This is a genomic window from Pseudomonas sp. GW823-FHT02E01 (genome assembly GCF_058797535.1).
Map to the genome: position 1 here is coordinate 489,563 of NZ_JBXAJS010000002.1, position 18,486 is coordinate 508,048.

General features: G+C 59.7%; 17 protein-coding genes. 6 read left to right on the top strand and 11 right to left on the bottom strand.

Translation table 11 applies throughout. The features are described from left to right. Window positions 1–42 precede the first annotated feature (42 nt). Window positions 43–573: a hypothetical protein gene (locus tag AC1RDQ_RS06050; protein WP_057712883.1), complete on the top strand. Its 531-nt coding sequence runs from the start codon at window positions 43–45 to the stop codon at window positions 571–573. A 9-nt stretch (window positions 574–582) separates the two neighbouring features. Here AC1RDQ_RS06050 and AC1RDQ_RS06055 read toward each other — a convergent pair whose 3' ends face one another. Together AC1RDQ_RS06055 and AC1RDQ_RS06060 are read right to left on the bottom strand one after the other, a co-directional pair. Next, complete coding sequence (locus tag AC1RDQ_RS06055; RefSeq protein ID WP_492586720.1) at window positions 583–1,947, bottom strand: GTPase/DUF3482 domain-containing protein; 1,365 nt, start codon at window positions 1,945–1,947, stop codon at window positions 583–585. Further along, entirely contained in the window at window positions 1,940–3,310 is a 1,371-nt protein-coding gene (locus tag AC1RDQ_RS06060; RefSeq protein WP_492586721.1) for a DUF2868 domain-containing protein, read from the bottom strand. Before AC1RDQ_RS06060 ends, AC1RDQ_RS06055 begins: the two co-directional genes overlap by 8 nt. A gap of 85 nt (window positions 3,311–3,395) precedes the next feature. Here AC1RDQ_RS06060 and AC1RDQ_RS06065 point away from each other — a divergent pair, with 85 nt between their 5' ends. After that, entirely contained in the window at window positions 3,396–3,908 is a 513-nt protein-coding gene (locus tag AC1RDQ_RS06065) for a dihydrofolate reductase (protein WP_057712886.1), read from the top strand. Window positions 3,909–4,038: 130 nt separating this feature from the next. Here AC1RDQ_RS06065 and AC1RDQ_RS06070 read toward each other — a convergent pair whose 3' ends face one another. Further along, window positions 4,039–5,430 (bottom strand): L-cystine transporter, encoded by a 1,392-nt coding sequence (locus AC1RDQ_RS06070; RefSeq protein ID WP_492586723.1) that lies wholly within the window; start codon window positions 5,428–5,430, stop codon window positions 4,039–4,041. 242 nt (window positions 5,431–5,672) lie between these two features. Here AC1RDQ_RS06070 and AC1RDQ_RS06075 point away from each other — a divergent pair, with 242 nt between their 5' ends. Together AC1RDQ_RS06075 and AC1RDQ_RS06080 are read left to right on the top strand one after the other, a co-directional pair. Then, window positions 5,673–6,728 carry an HAD family hydrolase gene (locus AC1RDQ_RS06075; RefSeq protein WP_407516158.1) on the top strand — a complete coding sequence of 352 codons (1,056 nt, stop codon included), beginning with the start codon at window positions 5,673–5,675 and terminating at the stop codon, window positions 6,726–6,728. Window positions 6,729–7,267: 539 nt separating this feature from the next. Then, window positions 7,268–7,555, top strand: a complete 288-nt coding sequence (locus AC1RDQ_RS06080; protein ID WP_218494687.1) for a DUF6124 family protein — start codon at window positions 7,268–7,270, stop codon at window positions 7,553–7,555. A gap of 173 nt (window positions 7,556–7,728) precedes the next feature. Here AC1RDQ_RS06080 and ilvD read toward each other — a convergent pair whose 3' ends face one another. From ilvD to AC1RDQ_RS06100, 4 genes are all read right to left on the bottom strand, one after another. Then, window positions 7,729–9,570, bottom strand: coding sequence for a dihydroxy-acid dehydratase (gene ilvD, locus AC1RDQ_RS06085; RefSeq protein WP_102670604.1), 1,842 nt, complete (start codon window positions 9,568–9,570; stop codon window positions 7,729–7,731). A 356-nt stretch (window positions 9,571–9,926) separates the two neighbouring features. Beyond that, complete coding sequence (locus tag AC1RDQ_RS06090) at window positions 9,927–10,385, bottom strand: REP-associated tyrosine transposase (protein ID WP_492586725.1); 459 nt, start codon at window positions 10,383–10,385, stop codon at window positions 9,927–9,929. 206 nt (window positions 10,386–10,591) lie between these two features. Further along, on the bottom strand, window positions 10,592–11,788 hold the full coding sequence (locus AC1RDQ_RS06095) for an MFS transporter (protein ID WP_057712893.1): 1,197 nt from the start codon (window positions 11,786–11,788) through the stop codon (window positions 10,592–10,594). A gap of 252 nt (window positions 11,789–12,040) precedes the next feature. Then, window positions 12,041–13,237, bottom strand: a complete 1,197-nt coding sequence (locus AC1RDQ_RS06100; RefSeq protein ID WP_057712894.1) for a class I SAM-dependent rRNA methyltransferase — start codon at window positions 13,235–13,237, stop codon at window positions 12,041–12,043. A gap of 153 nt (window positions 13,238–13,390) precedes the next feature. Here AC1RDQ_RS06100 and AC1RDQ_RS06105 point away from each other — a divergent pair, with 153 nt between their 5' ends. Continuing rightward, on the top strand, window positions 13,391–14,260 hold the full coding sequence (locus AC1RDQ_RS06105; protein ID WP_090451968.1) for an HDOD domain-containing protein: 870 nt from the start codon (window positions 13,391–13,393) through the stop codon (window positions 14,258–14,260). 42 nt (window positions 14,261–14,302) lie between these two features. Beyond that, window positions 14,303–15,115, top strand: a complete 813-nt coding sequence (mutM, locus tag AC1RDQ_RS06110) for a bifunctional DNA-formamidopyrimidine glycosylase/DNA-(apurinic or apyrimidinic site) lyase (RefSeq protein WP_057712896.1) — start codon at window positions 14,303–14,305, stop codon at window positions 15,113–15,115. Between the two features lie 135 nt (window positions 15,116–15,250). On the opposite strand, the gene AC1RDQ_RS06115 is transcribed toward mutM, so the two are convergent. From AC1RDQ_RS06115 to AC1RDQ_RS06130, 4 genes are all read right to left on the bottom strand, one after another. Further along, window positions 15,251–15,502, bottom strand: a complete 252-nt coding sequence (locus AC1RDQ_RS06115) for a YfhL family 4Fe-4S dicluster ferredoxin (RefSeq protein ID WP_003195146.1) — start codon at window positions 15,500–15,502, stop codon at window positions 15,251–15,253. A 171-nt stretch (window positions 15,503–15,673) separates the two neighbouring features. After that, the gene (gene coaD, locus AC1RDQ_RS06120; protein ID WP_046039203.1) at window positions 15,674–16,153 is read right to left on the bottom strand and encodes a pantetheine-phosphate adenylyltransferase; all 480 of its coding nucleotides are present in this window, start codon (window positions 16,151–16,153) and stop codon (window positions 15,674–15,676) included. Window positions 16,154–16,268: 115 nt separating this feature from the next. Further along, entirely contained in the window at window positions 16,269–17,864 is a 1,596-nt protein-coding gene (locus tag AC1RDQ_RS06125) for a GMC family oxidoreductase (RefSeq protein ID WP_150814812.1), read from the bottom strand. 61 nt (window positions 17,865–17,925) lie between these two features. Further along, window positions 17,926–18,471 carry a twin-arginine translocation pathway signal protein gene (locus tag AC1RDQ_RS06130; RefSeq protein WP_090451964.1) on the bottom strand — a complete coding sequence of 182 codons (546 nt, stop codon included), beginning with the start codon at window positions 18,469–18,471 and terminating at the stop codon, window positions 17,926–17,928. Window positions 18,472–18,486 lie beyond the last annotated feature (15 nt).

Consider the following 18,486-nt stretch of genomic DNA (forward strand, 5'->3'; position numbering starts at 1 on the left):
CGGGATAGCTTGATCGACCCTATATTGATTTGAGCTATCCACATGCGTTATTTGAAAGTCACTGCCCAGGACCGAAGCGCGAACGGCAGGGCTGACACCGTGCTCCTGCATTTCTTCGAAGAGACTAACGGTGCCGAAGATCTGCTCGTTCACAAGGCATATGCACTGGATATCACTGCCGATGGCAAAGTTGATTTTCAGATTGGCGATGTGAACAACGACGGTAAGGAAAACACCAAGGACGAACGGTTACTCAAATCGTTTGCAGACGCGTTCCTGCGGCTCAAGTGGTTCAATCGTGGAAATACCTGGGACCGTTATCTCAAGATATTTACAGAGGACTTTGCCAAGGACGACTCGCCAGACACCGTACGTCTGCACTTTCATGAGGGTGTCGGCAAACCGTCAGATCAAAGCATCGTTTACACGGCCTCTGCCTACGACACCAATAACGACGGCAAGCTGGATTGGGTGATCAATTACGATATGGATAACGATGGCGATCAGGATGCAGTGGACCAACAGCTTGCCTCGGTGCTAAGCGCCACGTATCTGAAGTTCAACTGGCGCTGATCAACCGTATCAAAGCTGCTGCGCCAACACCTCAACCTGCTCTTGGCGCTCCGCCTGATTCAACTTCGGATGCGCATTGAGCGACGACCACTGCGGATGCGCCCGCGCCTTGTTCAGGGCCTCGGGCAGTTTGCCTTCGCGCCAGGTTTTATCCTGTGGCGTGGCCACCTGAATACTGTCCATCGCCGCGTGCCCACGGGCATTGAGCGCTTGCAGTAATTGCCGCTGGCGCAACGCCAACAGGCGCAACACGTTGTCATCCACCGTCAGTTCGCGCTGGCCCTTGAGCTTGCCGAGCAAGCGACTGCCATAACTGCGGGCGGTTTGCAGCGCGCCGCCGGCAATCGCTCCGGCCAATGCCGCCGCGCCTAGCGTGATGCCGCCCACCAGCAAATCGACCCCGGCCCCGGCAGCGGCACCCGCTGCGATACCACCACCGACCCGAACGCCCAGTTGTTTCAGGGTTTCCGGGTTGAACAAATCGTCGCCCCAACGACCGTCTAGCAGCGGCAAATCACTGGCCGCGGCATCCTGTGGGCGGAAGGCGTACAGCTTGAGCAGGGACTCGACGCAACGCTGCTCACGCTGGCGCACGGCTTTGCGCAGTTCGCTGATTGCCTTTTGTTCCTGCTCGGCTTCACTGACCACACTGCGCCGGCAGGCCGCGCAATCAATCAGCAATTCGGCAATCAATCGCTCTGCGCTTTGTTGGCGAGCCAGACGCTGGGCTTGCTGATCGGCGATCAGTCGTTCGAGCTGCGGCCGGGCAGTTTCCAGCAGCAGGGCGAGACTTTCATAGAGTCGACGCTCGCCATCCTCCGGCGGCGCGACGCTGTCGAAGCGCACCAAGGCATGCAAGCCCAGCCGCGCCAGCGCTTCACGCCAGGCCGGTTCGCGGTGGTTGGCGCTGCTGACGAAATTCAGCACCGGCAGCAAGGGTTTGCCGCAACCGGCCAGCACTTCCAGCTCGTCGCGATACTTGGCCAGTACCGGTTCCCTGGCGTCGATCACGTAGAGCCCGGCGTCCGACGCCAGTAACTGGCGCAGCACCTTGGCTTCCTGTTCGAAGCGTTGCCGGGCTTCGCTGCCATCCAGGAAACGCGCCAGCCGCGCCGGGCCGTCGAGGCGTTCGCCAGGCCGCTCCAGGCGTTCGAGGTAGTCGAGCAGGGCGATGGCGTCTTCCAGGCCGGGAGTGTCGTAGAGATCGAGCAGCGGCTCGCCGTCCACCGAAAGACGGGCGCCTTCGACGTGCCGTGTAGTGCTGGGACGATGGGACACTTCACCGAAGCCGACGTCGCGGGTCAGGGTGCGCAGCAGTGAGGTTTTGCCGACGTTGGTGTGGCCGACCACGGCGAGTTTCAGGGGATTAGTCATGACCCGTCTCCAGCCAGTTCATCGGTGCACAATCGGCAAACGGCAGCTCAAGCTGTTGCAGCGCCACGTGCCAGTCGCCCAGACGTTCCGCGTCCAGCGCTTCACCGGGGGGCGCCTGCAACAACCACACTCGGGTGGCGCTGGCGCTGCGGGCCAGTTCGGCAATCAGGGCCAGGCTGCCGCGATCCGGCGAGCGCCGTGGATCGCACGCAATGGCCAGGCGTGCCGGGGGAAAGCGGGTCAATTGTTCGAGGAGTTTGTGTCGCGATTCGCGGCTGTCGAGGATGCCAGCGTTGCTGACGTTTTTCGGCAATTGCGGTGGCCACGGGCGGTCGTCGTCCAGCTCGATGGCGACCAATAGAGCACCATCACTTTGTTGTTCGCTGACGCCGCTTTCCACGCGATGCAGTTGCTCAGGCGCCGCATCGCTGATGCCGAGACGCTCGCTGGTGGGCATCAAGCGTTCGCGAAGCTGTGCGTAGCCGGGCAGGTTCAAATCCAGGCGGAGCGCCGTTTGCCCGGATTTCCAGCGCCACAGGCAAAACAGTGCGAGCAGCAGGCGCGGCAAAATCCCATAGACCAGCAGAACGCCGACCAGCCATGCTGCCCAGGCCTGGCGGGCGCTTTCGATACTCAGTGCGGCGTCGCCGCTGGCACGGATCATCTCCTCGGTCGGCACGCTGAAGCCGAGCAGGGCTGGCAGCGCGCCAAGCGCCTGAGTGACGGCGATAAAGGTGTCGGCACTGAGGATGGTGGTTTCCCAGACAAAGCCATAGCGCCGGGTTGCCATCAGTGTCAGCAGAATGACCAAGGCGCTGATCATCGCCAGCAACCACAGGCCGTTGACCACTACGCCGATGGCCCAGCGATTGAGCTTCTGCCGTTGCAACAACAGGAGCAGGGCGGGGGCCAGTTGCGTGGCCTTGGCGTCCCGGGCGAGTTTTTCACTTAGCCACAGCCATAGTCGCCCGAGGCTGGCGCCGTGTTCTCCGGCAAACGCCAGGCCCAGGGCCCAACTCAGCAGCAGGATCAGGTTGAGCCCGAGCAGGCTGCCCAAGGCCCAGAACACATTCACCGGGTGCAGGCCATCGCCCATTGCAGCAAAGGCCAGGCCGGCGCCGCTGATCACCGCCAGCACCGCCATTACGATCAGCGCCAGTCGTGCGCCTTGCAGCCAGTGTTTGAGGGCCGTAACCAAGCCATCACGTTCAGCCAGCCACAGGGCCCGGCGTTCAATGCGCGACGGCAAATCACCGCCGACGCTGCGGGCCAGCCGGTTGGCTTCAAGGTCTTCCAGGGGGCCTGCGTGTTCTTCGCGCAGTCGGATGGTTTCTGTCAGCCAGAGGGTATTGAGTTCAGTCACGCGGCATCCCGTCGCTTAATTGAGCTGTGAGCATAACCGCTGTGACGCTTATCGGCGAAAGCGAGGCTCTGGTATCCTCGCCGGCATGACTAAATCACTCCCCCTCAGCCTGATCGCAGCCCTCGGTGAAAACCGTGTGATCGGCGTCGACAACAGCATGCCCTGGCACTTGCCGGGGGACTTCAAGTATTTCAAGGCCACCACCCTGGGCAAGCCGATCATCATGGGGCGCAAGACCTGGGACTCACTCGGTCGTCCGTTGCCGGGCCGCTTGAACATCGTGGTCAGCCGTCAGGCGGATCTGCAGCTCGAAGGCGCGGAGGTTTATCCGTCGCTGGAAGCCGCCGTTGTCCGCGCCGAAGCATGGGCGAAGGAACAGGGCGTCGATGAGCTGATGCTGATTGGTGGCGCGCAGCTGTATGCGCAAGGCTTGGCACAGGCTGATCGGTTGTACCTGACTCGCGTGGCGCTGAGCCCGGAAGGGGATGCGTGGTTTCCGGAGTTTGATTTGGGCCAGTGGAAGCTGGTTTCCAACACCGAAAATCCGGCGGTGGATGACAAGCCGGCCTACAACTTCGAAGTCTGGGAAAAGGTTTAAAAGCATCGTCGGATCGCCGCCCGGAACAAGCTCGCTCCCACAGTGTTTTGAGGTGAATCACAAATTGTGTGAACACCACAGATCCCTGTGGGAGCGAGCTTGCTCGCGATAGCGGTCTAACTGACGCTACTCAAGCCTGCGCCAACGCCGAATGCTCATCCGCATCCAGCAATTCTTTATCAGTCTGCTGCATCACCTGACTGGTAATCGCCCCAGCCGTGATCGAACCACTCACATTCAACGCCGTACGCCCCATATCAATCAACGGCTCGACCGAAATCAGCAACGCCACCAGTGACACCGGCAAGCCCATCGCCGGCAGTACGATCAGCGCCGCAAACGTCGCACCGCCACCCACTCCGGCCACACCGGCCGAGCTCAGCGTGACAATCGCCACCAGTGTCGCGATCCACAGCGGGTCCAGCGGGTTGATGCCCACGGTCGGCGCCACCATCACCGCTAACATCGCCGGGTACAGACCGGCACAGCCATTCTGGCCGATGGTCGCGCCGAACGAAGCGGCGAAACTGGCAATGGACTGCGGGATGCCCAAACGACTGGTCTGCGCCTCGATGCTCAACGGAATCGTCGCAGCGCTGGAGCGGCTGGTGAAGGCAAACGTCAGCACCGGCCAGATCTTGCGGAAGAAGCGCAGCGGATTGATCCCGGCGGCCGACACCAGCACACCATGCACCACAAACATCAGGCCAAGGCCGATGTAAGACACCACGACAAAACTGCCGAGCTTGATGATGTCTTGCAGGTTGGAACCGGCGACCACTTTGGTCATCAGCGCCAGCACGCCGTACGGGGTCAGCTTCATCACCAGGCGCACCAGGCGCATTACCCAGGCTTGCAGGGTTTCGATGGCGTTGATCACTTTCTGACCTTTCTCGGCATCATCCTTGAGCAGTTGTAGCGCCGCGACACCCAGGAACGCAGCGAAAATCACCACACTGATGATCGACGTCGGCTTGGCTCGCGCCAGGTCGGCGAACGGGTTTTGCGGAATGAACGACAGCAACAGCTGCGGCACATTCAGGTCGGCGACCTTGCCGGCGTAATCGGTCTGGATGGTTTGCAGGCGCGCCATTTCCTGGGTGCCGGCCACCAGGCCTTCGGCGGTCAAGCCGAACAGGTTGGTCAGGCCGATGCCGATCAACGCCGCGATGGCCGTGGTGAACAGCAGCGTGCCGATGGTCAGGAAGCTGATCTTGCCCAGCGATGAGGCGTTGTGCAGGCGGGCCACGGCGCTGAGGATCGAGGCGAACACCAGCGGGATCACGATCATTTGCAGCAATTGCACATAACCGTTGCCCACCAGATCGAACCAGCCGATCGAGGCTTTCAGCACCGGATTACCGGCACCGTAAACAGTGTGCAAGGCCACACCGAATGCCACGCCCAGCACCAGTGCGAGCAGGACTTTTTTCGCCAGGCTCCAAGTGGTGTGGCGGGTTTGCGCCAGGCCCAGGAGCAGGGCGAGGAACACCAGCAGATTGAGAATCAGCGGCAGATTCATTGGAACTCCCATTAGACTTTTGCCAGCTGCCTTCCGGGGCAGCTGCGAACCGGCAAGCCTAACAGTTTGAAAACTAATGAATTAATATCAAAAACGTATGGTATCCGTCGTTTTTGGAATAAGCGGATGTCGCTGTCAGAAATGCAACTGGCGCGAAAGGGACACAGACGGTCGCTGACAGGCGGGGACTGTCACACTTATTTGTTAGCGTCGATCTCTTTCACATTCAGGGAGAAACGCCAATGAAGTTCGCACCGAAATTACTGGCAGCAGCACTTTGCCTGGGCCTTGCCGGCCAGGCTTTCGCAACGGATTTGAAACACTGGCCCGCTGATCAGGCCAAGGCACTGGACGCGATGATCGCCGCCAACGCCAACAAAGGTAATTACGCGGTGTTCGACATGGACAACACCAGTTACCGCTATGACCTCGAAGAGTCGTTGCTGCCGTTCATGGAGAACAAAGGCCTGATCACCCGCGACAAGCTCGATCCCTCCCTGAAACTGATGCCGTTCAAGGACACCGCCGACCACAAGGAAAGCCTGTTCAGCTACTACTACCGCCTCTGTGAACTCGACGACATGGTTTGCTATCCATGGGTCGCCCAGGTGTTCTCCGGCTTTACGCTCAAGGAACTCAAGGGCTACGTCGACGAGATGATGGCGTCGGGCAAACCGGTGCCGGCCACTTATTACGAAGGCGATGTGGTCAAGAAGCTCGACGTTAACCCGCCGAAAATCTTCACTGGCCAGCAAGAGCTGTACAACAAACTGATGGAGAACGGCATTGAGGTCTACGTGATGACCGCCGCCTCCGAAGAGCTGGTGCGCATGGTCGCGGCCGACCCGAAGTACGGCTACAACGTAAAACCGCAGAACGTGATCGGCGTGTCGCTGCTGCTCAAGGACCCGAAGACTGGCGAGCTGACCACTGCGCGCAAGCAGATCACCGCCGGCAAGTATGACGAGAAGGCCAACCTCGGCCTTGAACTGACCCCGTACCTGTGGACCCCGGCAACCTGGATGGCCGGCAAGCACGCGGCAATCCTGACCTACATCGATGAGTGGAAAAAACCGGTGCTGGTCGGCGGCGATACCCCGACCAGTGATGGTTACATGTTGTTCCACAGTGTTGACGTGGCCAAGGGCGGCATCCACCTGTGGGTCAACCGCAAGGACAAGTACATGACCCAGATTAACGGCATGATGGCCAAGAATGCCGCGGCCCAGGCCAAGGAAGGGATGACGGTGACTGCCGACAAGAACTGGGTGATCGTCAAGCCTGAAGAAATCCAGTAATTGTAGGAGCGAGCTTGCTCGCGATGGTCGTTAACGATGACGCGTGCTGTCTGATTTGGCGCGGTGTCCTTGCGTTCATCGCGAGCAAGCTCGCTCCTACAGTTTGATCGGTGTTGTTCCCCAATCCAGTGTTCAGCGCAGATCCATTGTGGGAGCGAGCTTGCTCGCGATGAGGCCAGTCGGTGCAATGAAAGCCTCTGTTTGATCGCCATCTCCTGACAGTCGCAACCTACGCTTTCTTGCGTAAGGGACTACGACTACGCCAGAATCCGCCGGCTTGTGCGCCTTACTCCCGGACTCTACCGTCTACCTGTCGCTGAACATCAGTGATCGGGTTTGGTAGCCTGGCTGTGTAGGGTGCAAAGCATCATGATTTGCAGACGTTCTTGCGTCTCTGCTTTTTATGGTGGTCATGCACAGGGCGCTTTCGGGCGCGCCGGTTTCCTTACACCCCGGTCTACCAACCTGCGCATGGCCGCCACCTTCGTTTGGTAGCGAGGGTGATGGCTCCTTGTCTTATGGTGTAAGGAGTTTTATCAATGCTGAAAATTACCCCCGATCCTCCCGAATCAAACAACCTCTCCGCCCACATCAACGCCACCCCGCGCAAACCCAGCCGAACATTCCTGATCGCGCCCGGCCTCGACACCGAAACCCTGTTGGCCCACGCCTGCGAATCACTCGCCTCGGCCAATGTCATGGCCAACGATTTCGCCGGCCTGCTGGAAGGCTCCCAACGCAGCACGATGCTGGGGATTGCGCAGGTCATCATGCTGGGCGAGCTGGCGGTGAATCAGGCTCTCGATAATCTCGATCCACAAAATTAACTTGTAGGAGCGAGCTTGCTCGCGATGGTCGTTAACGATAACGTTGGAAACCTGACACCCAGCGGCGTTCTCCAGTCCATCGCGAGCAGGCTCGCTCCTACAGGTGAAAGGTGACCGGCAGAAACAAAAATGCCCCGCACTTGGCGGGGCATTTTTTGTCCGACGCTTAAGCCTTACAGCCCGTCAAGCATCGCCTTGTTACGCACAGCACCCTTGTCGGCACTGGTTGCCAGCAGGGCGTAGGCTTTCAGGGCGGTGGTCACTTTACGTGGACGCACTTCCACCGGTTTCCAGCCTTTCTTGTCCTGCTCGACCCGGCGTGCCGCCAGTTCTTCGTCGCTGACCAACAGGTTGATCGAGCGGTTCGGAATGTCGATCAGCACTTTGTCGCCGTCCTGTACCAGGCCAATCGCGCCGCCGGCAGCCGCTTCAGGCGAAGCGTGGCCGATGGACAGGCCCGAGGTGCCGCCGGAGAAACGGCCGTCGGTGAGCAGGGCGCAGGCTTTGCCCAGGCCTTTGGATTTCAGGTACGAAGTCGGGTAGAGCATTTCCTGCATGCCCGGGCCGCCTTTCGGGCCTTCGTAGCGAATGATGACGATGTCGCCTTCCTTCACTTCGTCCGCGAGGATGCCGCGTACGGCGCTGTCCTGGCTTTCGAAGATCTTCGCGTTGCCTTCGAACACGTGGATCGATTCGTCGACGCCAGCGGTTTTCACCACGCAGCCATCCAGAGCGATGTTGCCGTAGAGCACGGCCAGGCCGCCTTCTTGCGAGTAAGCGTGCTCGACACTGCGGATACAGCCGTTTTCACGGTCGTCGTCCAGGGTTTCCCAACGGGTCGACTGGCTGAACGCGGTTTGCGTCGGGATGCCCGCAGGACCGGCCTTGAAGAAGTGGTGCACGGCTTCGTCGGTGGTCTGGGTGATGTCCCACTTGGCGATGGCTTCTTCCATGCTGCGGCTGTGCACGGTCGGCAACTGGGTGTGCAGCAAGCCACCACGGGCCAGCGAACCGAGGATGCTGAAGATCCCGCCGGCACGGTGCACGTCTTCCATGTGGTACTTCTGGATGTTCGGCGCGACCTTGCACAGTTGTGGCACGTTGCGAGAAAGACGGTCGATGTCGCGCAGGTCGAAATCGATCTCGGCTTCCTGGGCGGCAGCCAGCAAGTGCAGAATGGTGTTGGTGGAACCGCCCATGGCGATGTCCAGGGTCATGGCGTTTTCGAACGCCTGGAAGTTGGCGATGTTGCGCGGCAGTACCGACTGGTCGTTCTCGCCGTAGTAACGCTTGCACAGCTCGACGATGGTGCGGCCGGCCTGCAGGAACAGTTGCTCGCGGTCGCTGTGGGTGGCCAGGGTCGAACCGTTGCCCGGCAATGCCAGACCCAGCGCTTCGACCAGGCAGTTCATCGAGTTGGCGGTGAACATGCCGGAGCACGAACCACAAGTCGGGCAGGCGCTGCGCTCGTACTCGGCGACTTTCTCGTCAGAAGCGCTGGAGTCGGCGGCGATCACCATGGCGTCGACCAGGTCGAGGCCGTGGGAAGCGAGTTTGGTCTTGCCGGCTTCCATCGGGCCGCCGGAGACGAAGATCACCGGGATGTTCAGGCGCAGTGACGCCATCAGCATGCCAGGGGTGATCTTGTCGCAGTTGGAGATGCACACGATGGCGTCGGCGCAGTGGGCGTTGACCATGTACTCGACGGAGTCGGCGATGATCTCGCGACTCGGCAGCGAATACAGCATGCCGTCGTGGCCCATGGCGATGCCGTCGTCCACGGCGATGGTGTTGAATTCTTTTGCAACACCGCCAGCGCGTTCGATCTCGCGGGCGACCAGTTGGCCCAGGTCCTTGAGGTGGACGTGGCCCGGTACGAACTGGGTGAAGGAGTTGGCAATGGCGATGATCGGCTTCTTGAAGTCGTCATCTTTCATCCCCGTGGCGCGCCACAGTGCGCGGGCGCCGGCCATGTTGCGGCCGTGGGTGGATGTTTTCGAGCGGTAATCAGGCATGAAGCACTCCGGGCGGCTAATCAGGTATCAAAAGGGAAGTGAGCTTCTATTGACGTCTGGAACACTCAGAAATGGCCGCGTGTCCGGAAGTTGCCGATAACTTTGCGGGATCGCCGCGCGCTTCAGCTTGAGCTCATAAACCCGCCGGGGATGACTGGCGATGAATGTTCGCGATTCTACACGGCTGGCGGCTGGAGGGAATGGCTGCAAGCATTCACAAGACGTTCGGCGACCACCCCTGTAGGAGCGAGCTTGCTCGCGACGAACCCGAGAACGCTGCGGGGTGCCAGGCTTCCCGCGTCATCGTTGACCACCATCGCGAGCGAGCTCGCTCCTACAGGGATTAGCGTTGTGCATCAGAGCCACATGGCATCCCACAGCGGGTAGTCTCCAACCCGAGTCACGAGCCCGGTCCGCAAAGGGTTGGCGATGATGTATCGGGCGGCTGATTTCAGGTCTTCCTCGCGACGCAGGGCCCGGTCGAAGTAGCCTTTTTGCCATACAGGCGCACACAGGCTTCGTTCCTGATTGATGTGTCGTGCAGAGCGGGATTTGGTGGCTTGCATCAGTTTCGGTAAATCACCGTTATGCAACTCGACTAGCCAGTGAAAGTGGTCCGGCATGACCACCCAAGCTATAGAGGTGGCATTGCCGGTTTCCTGAGCCTTTCTGAACTCGTGCACCACCAAGCGACCCATGCGCCAGTTCTGGAAGATCGGTTGCCGTTCATGGGTGACTGCTGTCAGGAGATAGATGCGACCGGATTCCGAGCGGCGGCCTGTGCGTAAGCGATGGGCTTTCGGGGTGTTGGACATTCCGTTGTCCTCTTCTGTGGTTAGAAGGGAAACGGTAGGCGTGGGGTGGGAGGTTGTCGCTTCGACAGTGGATCTGGATGTGTCGTGCACCCTGTAGGAGCGAGCTCGCTCGCGATGAACCCGAGAACACCACGGGGTGCCAGGTATCCCGCGTTATCGTTGACGACCATCACGAGCAACCAAGCGTCGACAGGCTGCTCCTGCAGTCAGTGCCCTATCCTGGCATTCGTCAGCAACCCCAAAAGGCTGAAGGCGATGAAGCTAACCGCGATGGTCATCAGCAAATTGTCCCCGGTTTGTGCGAGCGCAGCGCTGCTGAGCGCGGCGGTGATGAACATAATGCTATTGCCCGCAGAGGCTGCCGTTCCAGCGCTGTTTGAGAACAGCAACATCGCTGCGGAAATAGCGGCAGGTCGCACCAGGGTGACTGCCAGGGCACTGATCAGCATCGGTATAAGCAGGGTGATAGTTGTCATCGCTTCATAACGGACGATCAATGCTAACAACACACCGGCGACACCCAGCAATCCAAGCCCGGTGTTGATTTGCAGCGTGAGGGAGATATGTTTCTGCACGGCGCTGGCAACTATCCCGCCAAGGAAATAGGCCAACCCATACACCATAAGCACCAGCGCGTACTGGTATTCGGATAACTTGAACTCATCCATGAAAATCAGCGGCGTTACGCTGATCAACGCGAAATAACAAGCAAACACTAATGCGGCAATCCACCAGTAGCGAATGAAGTCTCGATTTCCAGCAATGGATTTCAGCGTGCGTAGCACGGAAACGGATGTTCTTTGATGGCTGACTGCTTTGGAGGGCAGTATTACTTGGGCATGGATGAACATGCCGAGCGCCATGAGTGCAAAACCATAAAAGCTTCCCTGCCAATCGAACGTGGTTTGCAACCATGATCCCAATAGCGGCGACAGTGCAACAAAGGAGCCGCTCAGTGTCATGTAGTAAATTCGCACTCGGGCCCGATCCTGTTCTTCGAACAAGTCTTCCACCAGTGCATGACCCAGCACAAAGAAACCACACCCGATTGCCTGGATGGCGCGAAATAGCAGGAAGCCCGGATAGTCCGTAGCCAGCACGCACCCTATCGAGCCGAGCGTAGAAACAACGATGCAACCAAGAAGAACTTCCTTACGCCCCCACTTATCTGAGAGCGGGCCGGTTATTAATTGAGAAATTGCAAAAACCAGCGTGAACAGGCTGGTGGATAGGGCGATTTCTGCGGTTGAAGTGTTGAATTCCTCGGCCAAGGCAGGAAAAGAAGGCAGGAGGATATTCAGCGGGAAAAAACTGATTAACGAAATATTGGTAATGAGGATAAAGCGGGAGGCCCGTTGGCGTTTCAGGTCGCCACTTAGAGCTGGGTAAGAGGACTCAGACATTGTTTTTGTTTTCCGGAGTGATCAAGCGGTCATGCTTGAAACCAGAAACCGATACTAGTCTGGGACGCAGGGAATACAATCAAAAGCGTTGTAGGGAGTTTCCCGTTTTGATGCGGGATTATCCCGAAGGAAATAACCCCGTAGGAGCGAGCTTGCTCGCGATGAACCTGAGAACGCCGCGGGGCATCAGGTTCCCCGCGTTATCGTTGACGACCATCGCGAGCAAGCTCGCTCCTACAGTGGTCTGGGTTGTTAGCTGTTTGGCAACAACCGGCAGGTAATGCTCTTGATGTAGCGGGTTTCCGGGATGGCCGGATGCACCGGATGATCCGGACCCTGGCCGCCGCGTTCCAGCATCTGGATATTGCGATCCAGGTGACGGGCGCTGGTCAGCAGGATGTTCTGCAGGTCGTCTTCCGGCAGGTGCATCGAGCAGGATGCGCTGACCAGGATGCCGTCCTTGGTCAGCAGGCGCATGGCTTGCTCGTTCAGGCGGCGGTAGGCGCCTTCGCCGTTCTTCATGTCTTTCTTGCGTTTGATGAACGCCGGCGGGTCGGCCACGATCACGTCGAAGCGTTCTTCGCTGGCTTTCAGCTCTTTGAGGGCTTCGAACACGTCGCCTTCGATGCAGGTCATTTTCTCGGCGAAACCGTTCAGCGCGGCGTTGCGCTCGACGCCGTCGAGGGCGAAGGCCGATGCGTCGACGCAGAACACTTCACTGGCGCCGAATGCGGCAGCCTGCACGCCCCAGCCACCGATGTAGCTGTAGAGGTCCAGTACGCGCTTGCCCTTGGCATAAGGCGCCAGGCGTGCGCGGTTCATGCGGTGGTCGTAGAACCAGCCGGTTTTTTGACCCTGGATGACCGGGGCTTCGAACTTCACGCCGTTCTCTTCAAGGGCAACCCACTCCGGCACCAGGCCGAACACGGTTTCGACGTAGCGGTTGAGGCCTTCGGCATCACGGGCAGCGGAGTCGTTCTTGAACAGAATGCCGCTTGGCTTGAGCACTTGGGTCAGCGCCGCGATCACGTCGTCTTTATGGGCTTCCATGGTCGCTGAGGCGATCTGCACCACCAGGATGTCGCCGAAACGGTCGACCACCAGGCCTGGCAACAGGTCGGAGTCGCCGTAGACCAGGCGATAGAACGGCTTGTCGAACAGGCGCTCGCGCAGGGACAGGGCCACGTTCAGGCGGTGCACCAGCAGCGATTTGTCCAGCGGCAGCTTGATGTCGCGCGACAGCAGGCGGGCGCAGATCAGGTTGTTCGGGCTCATGGCGACGATGCCCAGCGGCTTGCCGCCGGCGGCTTCGAGGATCGCCTGGTCGCCGGCCTTGAAACCGTGCAAAGGCGTAGCGGCTACATCGATTTCGTTGCTGTAGACCCACAAGTGACCGTTGCGCAGACGACGGTCGGCGTTGGCTTTGAGGCGCAGGCTAGGCAGGGACATGTCGTCGCTCCGGAAAAAAGAGCGGGAGTATAGCGTGTTGAGGCCCCGGATTGGCCTGCAAGTGGACATGTGGCGAGGGTTGTCTTGCGATTTGGTATGTCGGATCCAACTTCATAAAGGTTAGAATCGCCGTCTGACCCAGAGTGTGCACACATGTCCCAAGAGCTGACTTCCGAACAGATCCAACAAGCCCTGCAGGGCATCAGCGTACCGGCCCAGCCGCAAATCATGGTGGATTTGCAGATGGAGCAGTACATGCCCGACCCGGATCTGGAAGTCATCGCCAAGCTGATCTCCCAGGATCCGGGCCTTTCCGGTTCCTTGCTGAAAATCGTCAATTCGCCGTATTACGGCCTGAGCAACAAGATTGCCTCGATCCAGCGCGCGGTGAATCTGCTGGGCAGCCGCTCGGTCATCAACCTGATCAATGCACAGTCGATCAAGGGCGAGATGAATGACGACACCATCGTCACCCTGAACCGTTTCTGGGACACCGCTCAGGACGTGGCAATGACCTGTCTGACCCTGGCCAAGCGCATCGGCGTTGAAAATGGCGACGAAGCGTATGCCCTGGGCTTGTTCCATGACTGCGGCGTTCCCTTGATGCTCCAGCGTTTCCCCGACTACATGGGTGTACTGGAGCAGGCCTATGCCAACGCCAGCGCCGAATGCCGGGTGGTCGACACGGAGAACCAGGTGTTCAATACCAATCACTCGGTGGTCGGGTATTACACGGCCAAGTCCTGGCGTCTGCCGGAACATGTGAGTGCTGCGATCGCCAATCACCACAATGCCCTGGCGATATTCAGTGATGAATCTTCGCGCAACAGTTCGTTGAAGAACCTGCTGGCGATCCTGAAGATGGCCGAGCATATTTGCGCGTCGTACCGGGTGCTGGGCAATCAGGCCGAAGATCACGAGTGGAACAGCATCGCGCCGCTGGTGCTCGATTATGTCGGCCTCTCGGACTACGACTTCGAGACCCTCAAACAGACGATCCGCGACCTCGGCACTCATCGCTGAGTGTCGGAACCTTCCAGGCCATGCGCCTGATCCGAGAGCACCATGCCTGAATTGCCAGAAGTCGAAACCACCCGTCGCGGTATCGCGCCGTTCCTGGAAGGCCAGCGGGTCAGCCGGGTGATTGTGCGTGAGCGCCGCTTGCGCTGGCCAATTCCCGAGGACCTTGATGTGCGGTTGTCCGGGCAGCGCATCGTACTGGTGGAGCGGCGCGCCAAATACCTGCTGATCAATGCCGAAGTCGGCACCTTGATCAGCCATTTGGGCATGTCAGGCAATTTGCGTCTGGTGGAGGCCGGGCTGCCGGCGGCCAAGCATGAGCATGTGGACATCGAACTGGAGTCGGGCCTGGCCTTGCGTTACACCGACCCACGGCGTTTCGGCGCAATGCTCTGGAGCCTCGACCCGCTCAATCACGAATTGCTGATCCGCCTGGGGCCGGAACCACTGACCGACCTGTTCGACGGCGAGCGCCTGTTCCAGCTGTCCCGTGGGCGTTCGATGGCGGTCAAGCCGTTCATCATGGATAACGCGGTAGTGGTGGGCGTCGGCAATATCTACGCGACCGAAGCGTTGTTCGCTGCCGGGATCGACCCGCGCCGCGAAGCCAAGAGCATTTCCCGTGCGCGTTACTTGAAGCTGGCTATCGAGATCAAGCGCATCCTGGCGGCCGCTATCGAGCGCGGCGGTACCACGCTGCGGGACTTTATCGGTGGCGACGGTCAGCCTGGTTATTTCCAGCAGGAACTGTTCGTGTACGGCCGTGGTGGTGAGCACTGCAAGGTCTGTGGCACGGGCCTTCGGGAAGTGAAACTCGGGCAGCGTGCCAGCGTTTTTTGCCCGCGTTGTCAGAGCTGACAGTCAGTCAGATTTTCAGTGAGGCTGATGACGTCATCGCGAGCAAGCTCGCTCCCACAGGGGTTTTGTGAACGATGCAATTCCAGTGTGGGAGCGAGCTTGCTCGCGATGAGGCCCGAAAGAGCACTGCATCATTCAAGCCTTGCCGGTAATTTTCCGGTACTTCTCCATCAACTGTTCTTCAGTCTCCGGATGAGCTTCGTCCAGTGGAATGCAATCCACCGGGCAGACTTGCTGGCACTGCGGTTCGTCGTAGTGGCCGACACACTGGGTGCACAGGTTCGGGTCGATCACGTAGATCTCTTCGCCTTGGGAAATGGCGGCGTTCGGGCACTCGGGTTCGCAGACGTCGCAGTTGATGCAATCGTCGGTGATGATCAGGGACATGCTAACTCCAGCCGGGGCGGCAGGCCCGGGCGCAATAAACCAATGCGTCTAATTGTGCCGCATTGGCGCTGTGGGAGCGAGCTTGCTCGCGAAAAACCTGAGAACGCCGCGGGGTGTCAGGTTTCCCGCGTTATCGTTGACGTCCATCGCGAGCAGGCTCGCTCCTACAGTTTACTTCTTGAAGCGTTCGGTCAGTGCGTCCGCCACCACAGGGTGAACGAACTTGGTGATATCGCCGCCCAGGGCTGCGATTTCACGGACCAGCGTCGAGGAAATGAACGAATAACGCTCGGACGGGGTCAGGAACAGGCTTTCCACGTCCGGCGCCAACTGGCGGTTCATGTTGGCCAGCTGGAATTCGTATTCGAAGTCCGACACCGCGCGCAAACCACGCAGGAACACGTTGGCATTCTTCTCTTTGGCAAAGTGCGCCAGCAGCGTCGAGAAGCCGACGACTTCAACGTTCGGCAGATGTTTAGTCACCTCGCGCGCCAGTTCTACCCGTTGTTCCAGAGGAAACAGCGGGTTTTTCTTCGGGCTCGCGGCGACGGCGATGATCACGTGATCGAACAGGCGCGAGGCGCGTTCGACCAGATCGCCATGGCCCTTGGTAATAGGGTCGAAGGTACCTGGGTACAACACTCGGTTCATCGCGTCGTCCTGGCGGGAATCCGTTGGGGAGTCGGATGGTATCGCAGCCTTCCCGGTCGGCCAAGTCGCCTGTTGGGTAAGAAAGCACTATAGACGATGGGAATTATCGTCATTTTCATGGGTTTTTTAAACGCTCGGCCAGGGATGTCGCCAGTTGCGCCGTCAGTCCGTAGACCGACAGCTGCGGATTGGCGCCAATGCTGGTGGGGAACAGCGAGCCGTCGTGGATCGACAGATTGCCCAGTTGATGATGCCGGCCGAGGCTGTCGGTCACTGCGATTGTCGGGTCTTCACCCATGGCGCAACCGCCCATCACATGGGCACTGCCCAGGCGTGTGCGATACAACTCCAGGCTCAGGCCGTCGATCAGCGTGCGCGCTTCGGCGAGGGTCTTCACGTAGCGGGCGTCGGCGTGCATCGGCATCACGGCCTTGGCGCCACCGGCAAACTGTATCTCGGCCATGGTATGGAACGCCCGGCGCAATCCATCCCAGGCGTAGGGTGATAGCTGATAGTCCAGCACCGGCGTGTCATCGCTGCGCAATTCGACGCTGCCACCGGGGCTGTCCGGGTGAAAACCGTCCCGCAGCAACGCCAGCATGGCGTGGGTATGGGCCAGATTGGCCATGTGTTGCGAGTTTTCCTGACCGAAACCACCGAGCAATGTCGTGGCCAGCGCCGGGTGCAGAGGCGGGACTTCCAGTTTGTAGGACATTTTGCCCGTGGTGCCGTCCTGCCATTGGAAATGGTCGGAATAGATCGACTGCGGCGCGCCGTAGAAGGGGTTGACCACTTCGTCGAACAACGCGGCGGACATGTTTACCGGGTGCAGGAATGTGCGTTTGCCCAGGCGCTTGTGCGGGTCGGGTGCCCCGGAACGCATCAGCAAGGCCGGGCTGTTGATGCCGCCACCGGCCAGCACGAAATGCCGCGCCTTGACCGTGATGGTGCGTCCGGTCGGTGCGACGCAGCGTTCATCCATCGCCGAACATTGCAGGCCGGTGACCTTGTCGCCACTGATCGTGAGTTTTTCGGCGCGGGCCAGGTAAAGCAGCTCGCCGCCTTTTTCCAGTGTCGCCGGAATGGTGGTGACCATCATCGATTGCTTGGCGTTGGTCGGGCAGCCCATGCCGCAGTATCCGAGGTTCCAGCAGCCGCGAACGTTGCGCGGGATGACGTGCCATGAGTAATTCAGTGCTTCGCAGCCCTTGCGGATCACATCGTTGTTGGCGTTGGGCGGCACCATCCACGGCGCGACGCCCAGGCGTTGCTCCATTTTCTCGAACCACGGCGCCATTTCCGCCGGGCTGTGGCCCTTGACGTTGTGCTCTTTGGCCCAGTGTTCCAGGGTCGGCTCCGGGGTGCGGAAACTTGAGGTCCAGTTGATCAGCGTGGTACCGCCCACCGCCCGGCCCTGGAGGATGGTGATCGCGCCGTCCTTGCTCATGCGGCCAATGCCTTCCTGATAAAGGTTGGCGTAGGCCTCGTCTTCGAGCAGCTTGAAGTCGCTGCTGGTCTTGAGGGGGCCTTCCTCGATCAGCAGTACCTTGTAGCCGGCTGCGCTGAGGATTTCGGCGGTGGTGCCGCCGCCGGCACCGCTGCCGATGATCGCCACGTCCGCTTCGAGTGTAAGGTCCTGGGTCAGTTGCGAGCCGTTGTAGGTTTTCCAGCCTCGGGCCATGCCTTCGCGGAACGGATCGGGTACGGGCATTTTCGGATTCTCTTTTTATTGTTGGAGTAGGCGGTGAAGCGGCTGACGCTATCGCGAGCTTTCAGACGGTTGGCGGCCCGGGATACCCGCAATGCGCCCACGATTCCTTGCGGCCGTACCAGGCCATCATCACCAGTTGCAGCAAGGAGCTGTGGCCCATGCGCAACAGGCTCAACGAGCTGTTTTCCCAGCGATCGAGAAAAGCTCGGATGTCGTTGGCACTGGCGTTTTCCCAGCTGCCCCAGATCCCGGTCAGCGGTCCGCGGGTCACGGCCATTCCCAGCACATCGAACAGTTGTTGAGTCAGCTTGAGCATTTCCGGCGACAGGTGGGCCAGGCTGTAATCCAGGCTTTTCAGCGTGCCACCGACAGCCTCGGGCATCCGTTCTGCGGTCACGGCACCTTCGAGCATGACCGGGATCAACGCCCGCAAAAACAGCAGGTCGCCGCTGCGTAACGTGACGAAGCCATTGGCCGGGACGCTCGACGAACAGCCGCTGAGGCTGGCTCCGAGTCCGGCGGTGGCGAGGAAAGCTGTGGCGCCGAGGCTGAATTTAAGCAACCCGCGCCGTGACAGCGCGGGTGTATCGGACAGGCTGGGGGTCATTATTGTTATTACCCG

What these genes read in the sequence shown, in the direction of transcription:
- AC1RDQ_RS06050 (WP_057712883.1), top strand. Translation starts at nt 43, where the DNA reads ATGCGTTATTTGAAAGTCACTGCCCAGGACCGAAGCGCGAACGGCAGG.
- AC1RDQ_RS06055 (WP_492586720.1), bottom strand. Translation starts at nt 1,947, where the DNA reads ATGACTAATCCCCTGAAACTCGCCGTGGTCGGCCACACCAACGTCGGC.
- AC1RDQ_RS06065 (WP_057712886.1), top strand. Translation starts at nt 3,396, where the DNA reads ATGACTAAATCACTCCCCCTCAGCCTGATCGCAGCCCTCGGTGAAAAC.
- AC1RDQ_RS06070 (WP_492586723.1), bottom strand. Translation starts at nt 5,430, where the DNA reads ATGAATCTGCCGCTGATTCTCAATCTGCTGGTGTTCCTCGCCCTGCTC.
- AC1RDQ_RS06075 (WP_407516158.1), top strand. Translation starts at nt 5,673, where the DNA reads ATGAAGTTCGCACCGAAATTACTGGCAGCAGCACTTTGCCTGGGCCTT.
- AC1RDQ_RS06080 (WP_218494687.1), top strand. Translation starts at nt 7,268, where the DNA reads ATGCTGAAAATTACCCCCGATCCTCCCGAATCAAACAACCTCTCCGCC.
- ilvD (WP_102670604.1), bottom strand. Translation starts at nt 9,570, where the DNA reads ATGCCTGATTACCGCTCGAAAACATCCACCCACGGCCGCAACATGGCC.
- AC1RDQ_RS06090 (WP_492586725.1), bottom strand. Translation starts at nt 10,385, where the DNA reads ATGTCCAACACCCCGAAAGCCCATCGCTTACGCACAGGCCGCCGCTCG.
- AC1RDQ_RS06095 (WP_057712893.1), bottom strand. Translation starts at nt 11,788, where the DNA reads ATGTCTGAGTCCTCTTACCCAGCTCTAAGTGGCGACCTGAAACGCCAA.
- AC1RDQ_RS06100 (WP_057712894.1), bottom strand. Translation starts at nt 13,237, where the DNA reads ATGTCCCTGCCTAGCCTGCGCCTCAAAGCCAACGCCGACCGTCGTCTG.
- AC1RDQ_RS06105 (WP_090451968.1), top strand. Translation starts at nt 13,391, where the DNA reads ATGTCCCAAGAGCTGACTTCCGAACAGATCCAACAAGCCCTGCAGGGC.
- mutM (WP_057712896.1), top strand. Translation starts at nt 14,303, where the DNA reads ATGCCTGAATTGCCAGAAGTCGAAACCACCCGTCGCGGTATCGCGCCG.
- AC1RDQ_RS06115 (WP_003195146.1), bottom strand. Translation starts at nt 15,502, where the DNA reads ATGTCCCTGATCATCACCGACGATTGCATCAACTGCGACGTCTGCGAA.
- coaD (WP_046039203.1), bottom strand. Translation starts at nt 16,153, where the DNA reads ATGAACCGAGTGTTGTACCCAGGTACCTTCGACCCTATTACCAAGGGC.
- AC1RDQ_RS06125 (WP_150814812.1), bottom strand. Translation starts at nt 17,864, where the DNA reads ATGCCCGTACCCGATCCGTTCCGCGAAGGCATGGCCCGAGGCTGGAAA.
- AC1RDQ_RS06130 (WP_090451964.1), bottom strand. Translation starts at nt 18,471, where the DNA reads ATGACCCCCAGCCTGTCCGATACACCCGCGCTGTCACGGCGCGGGTTG.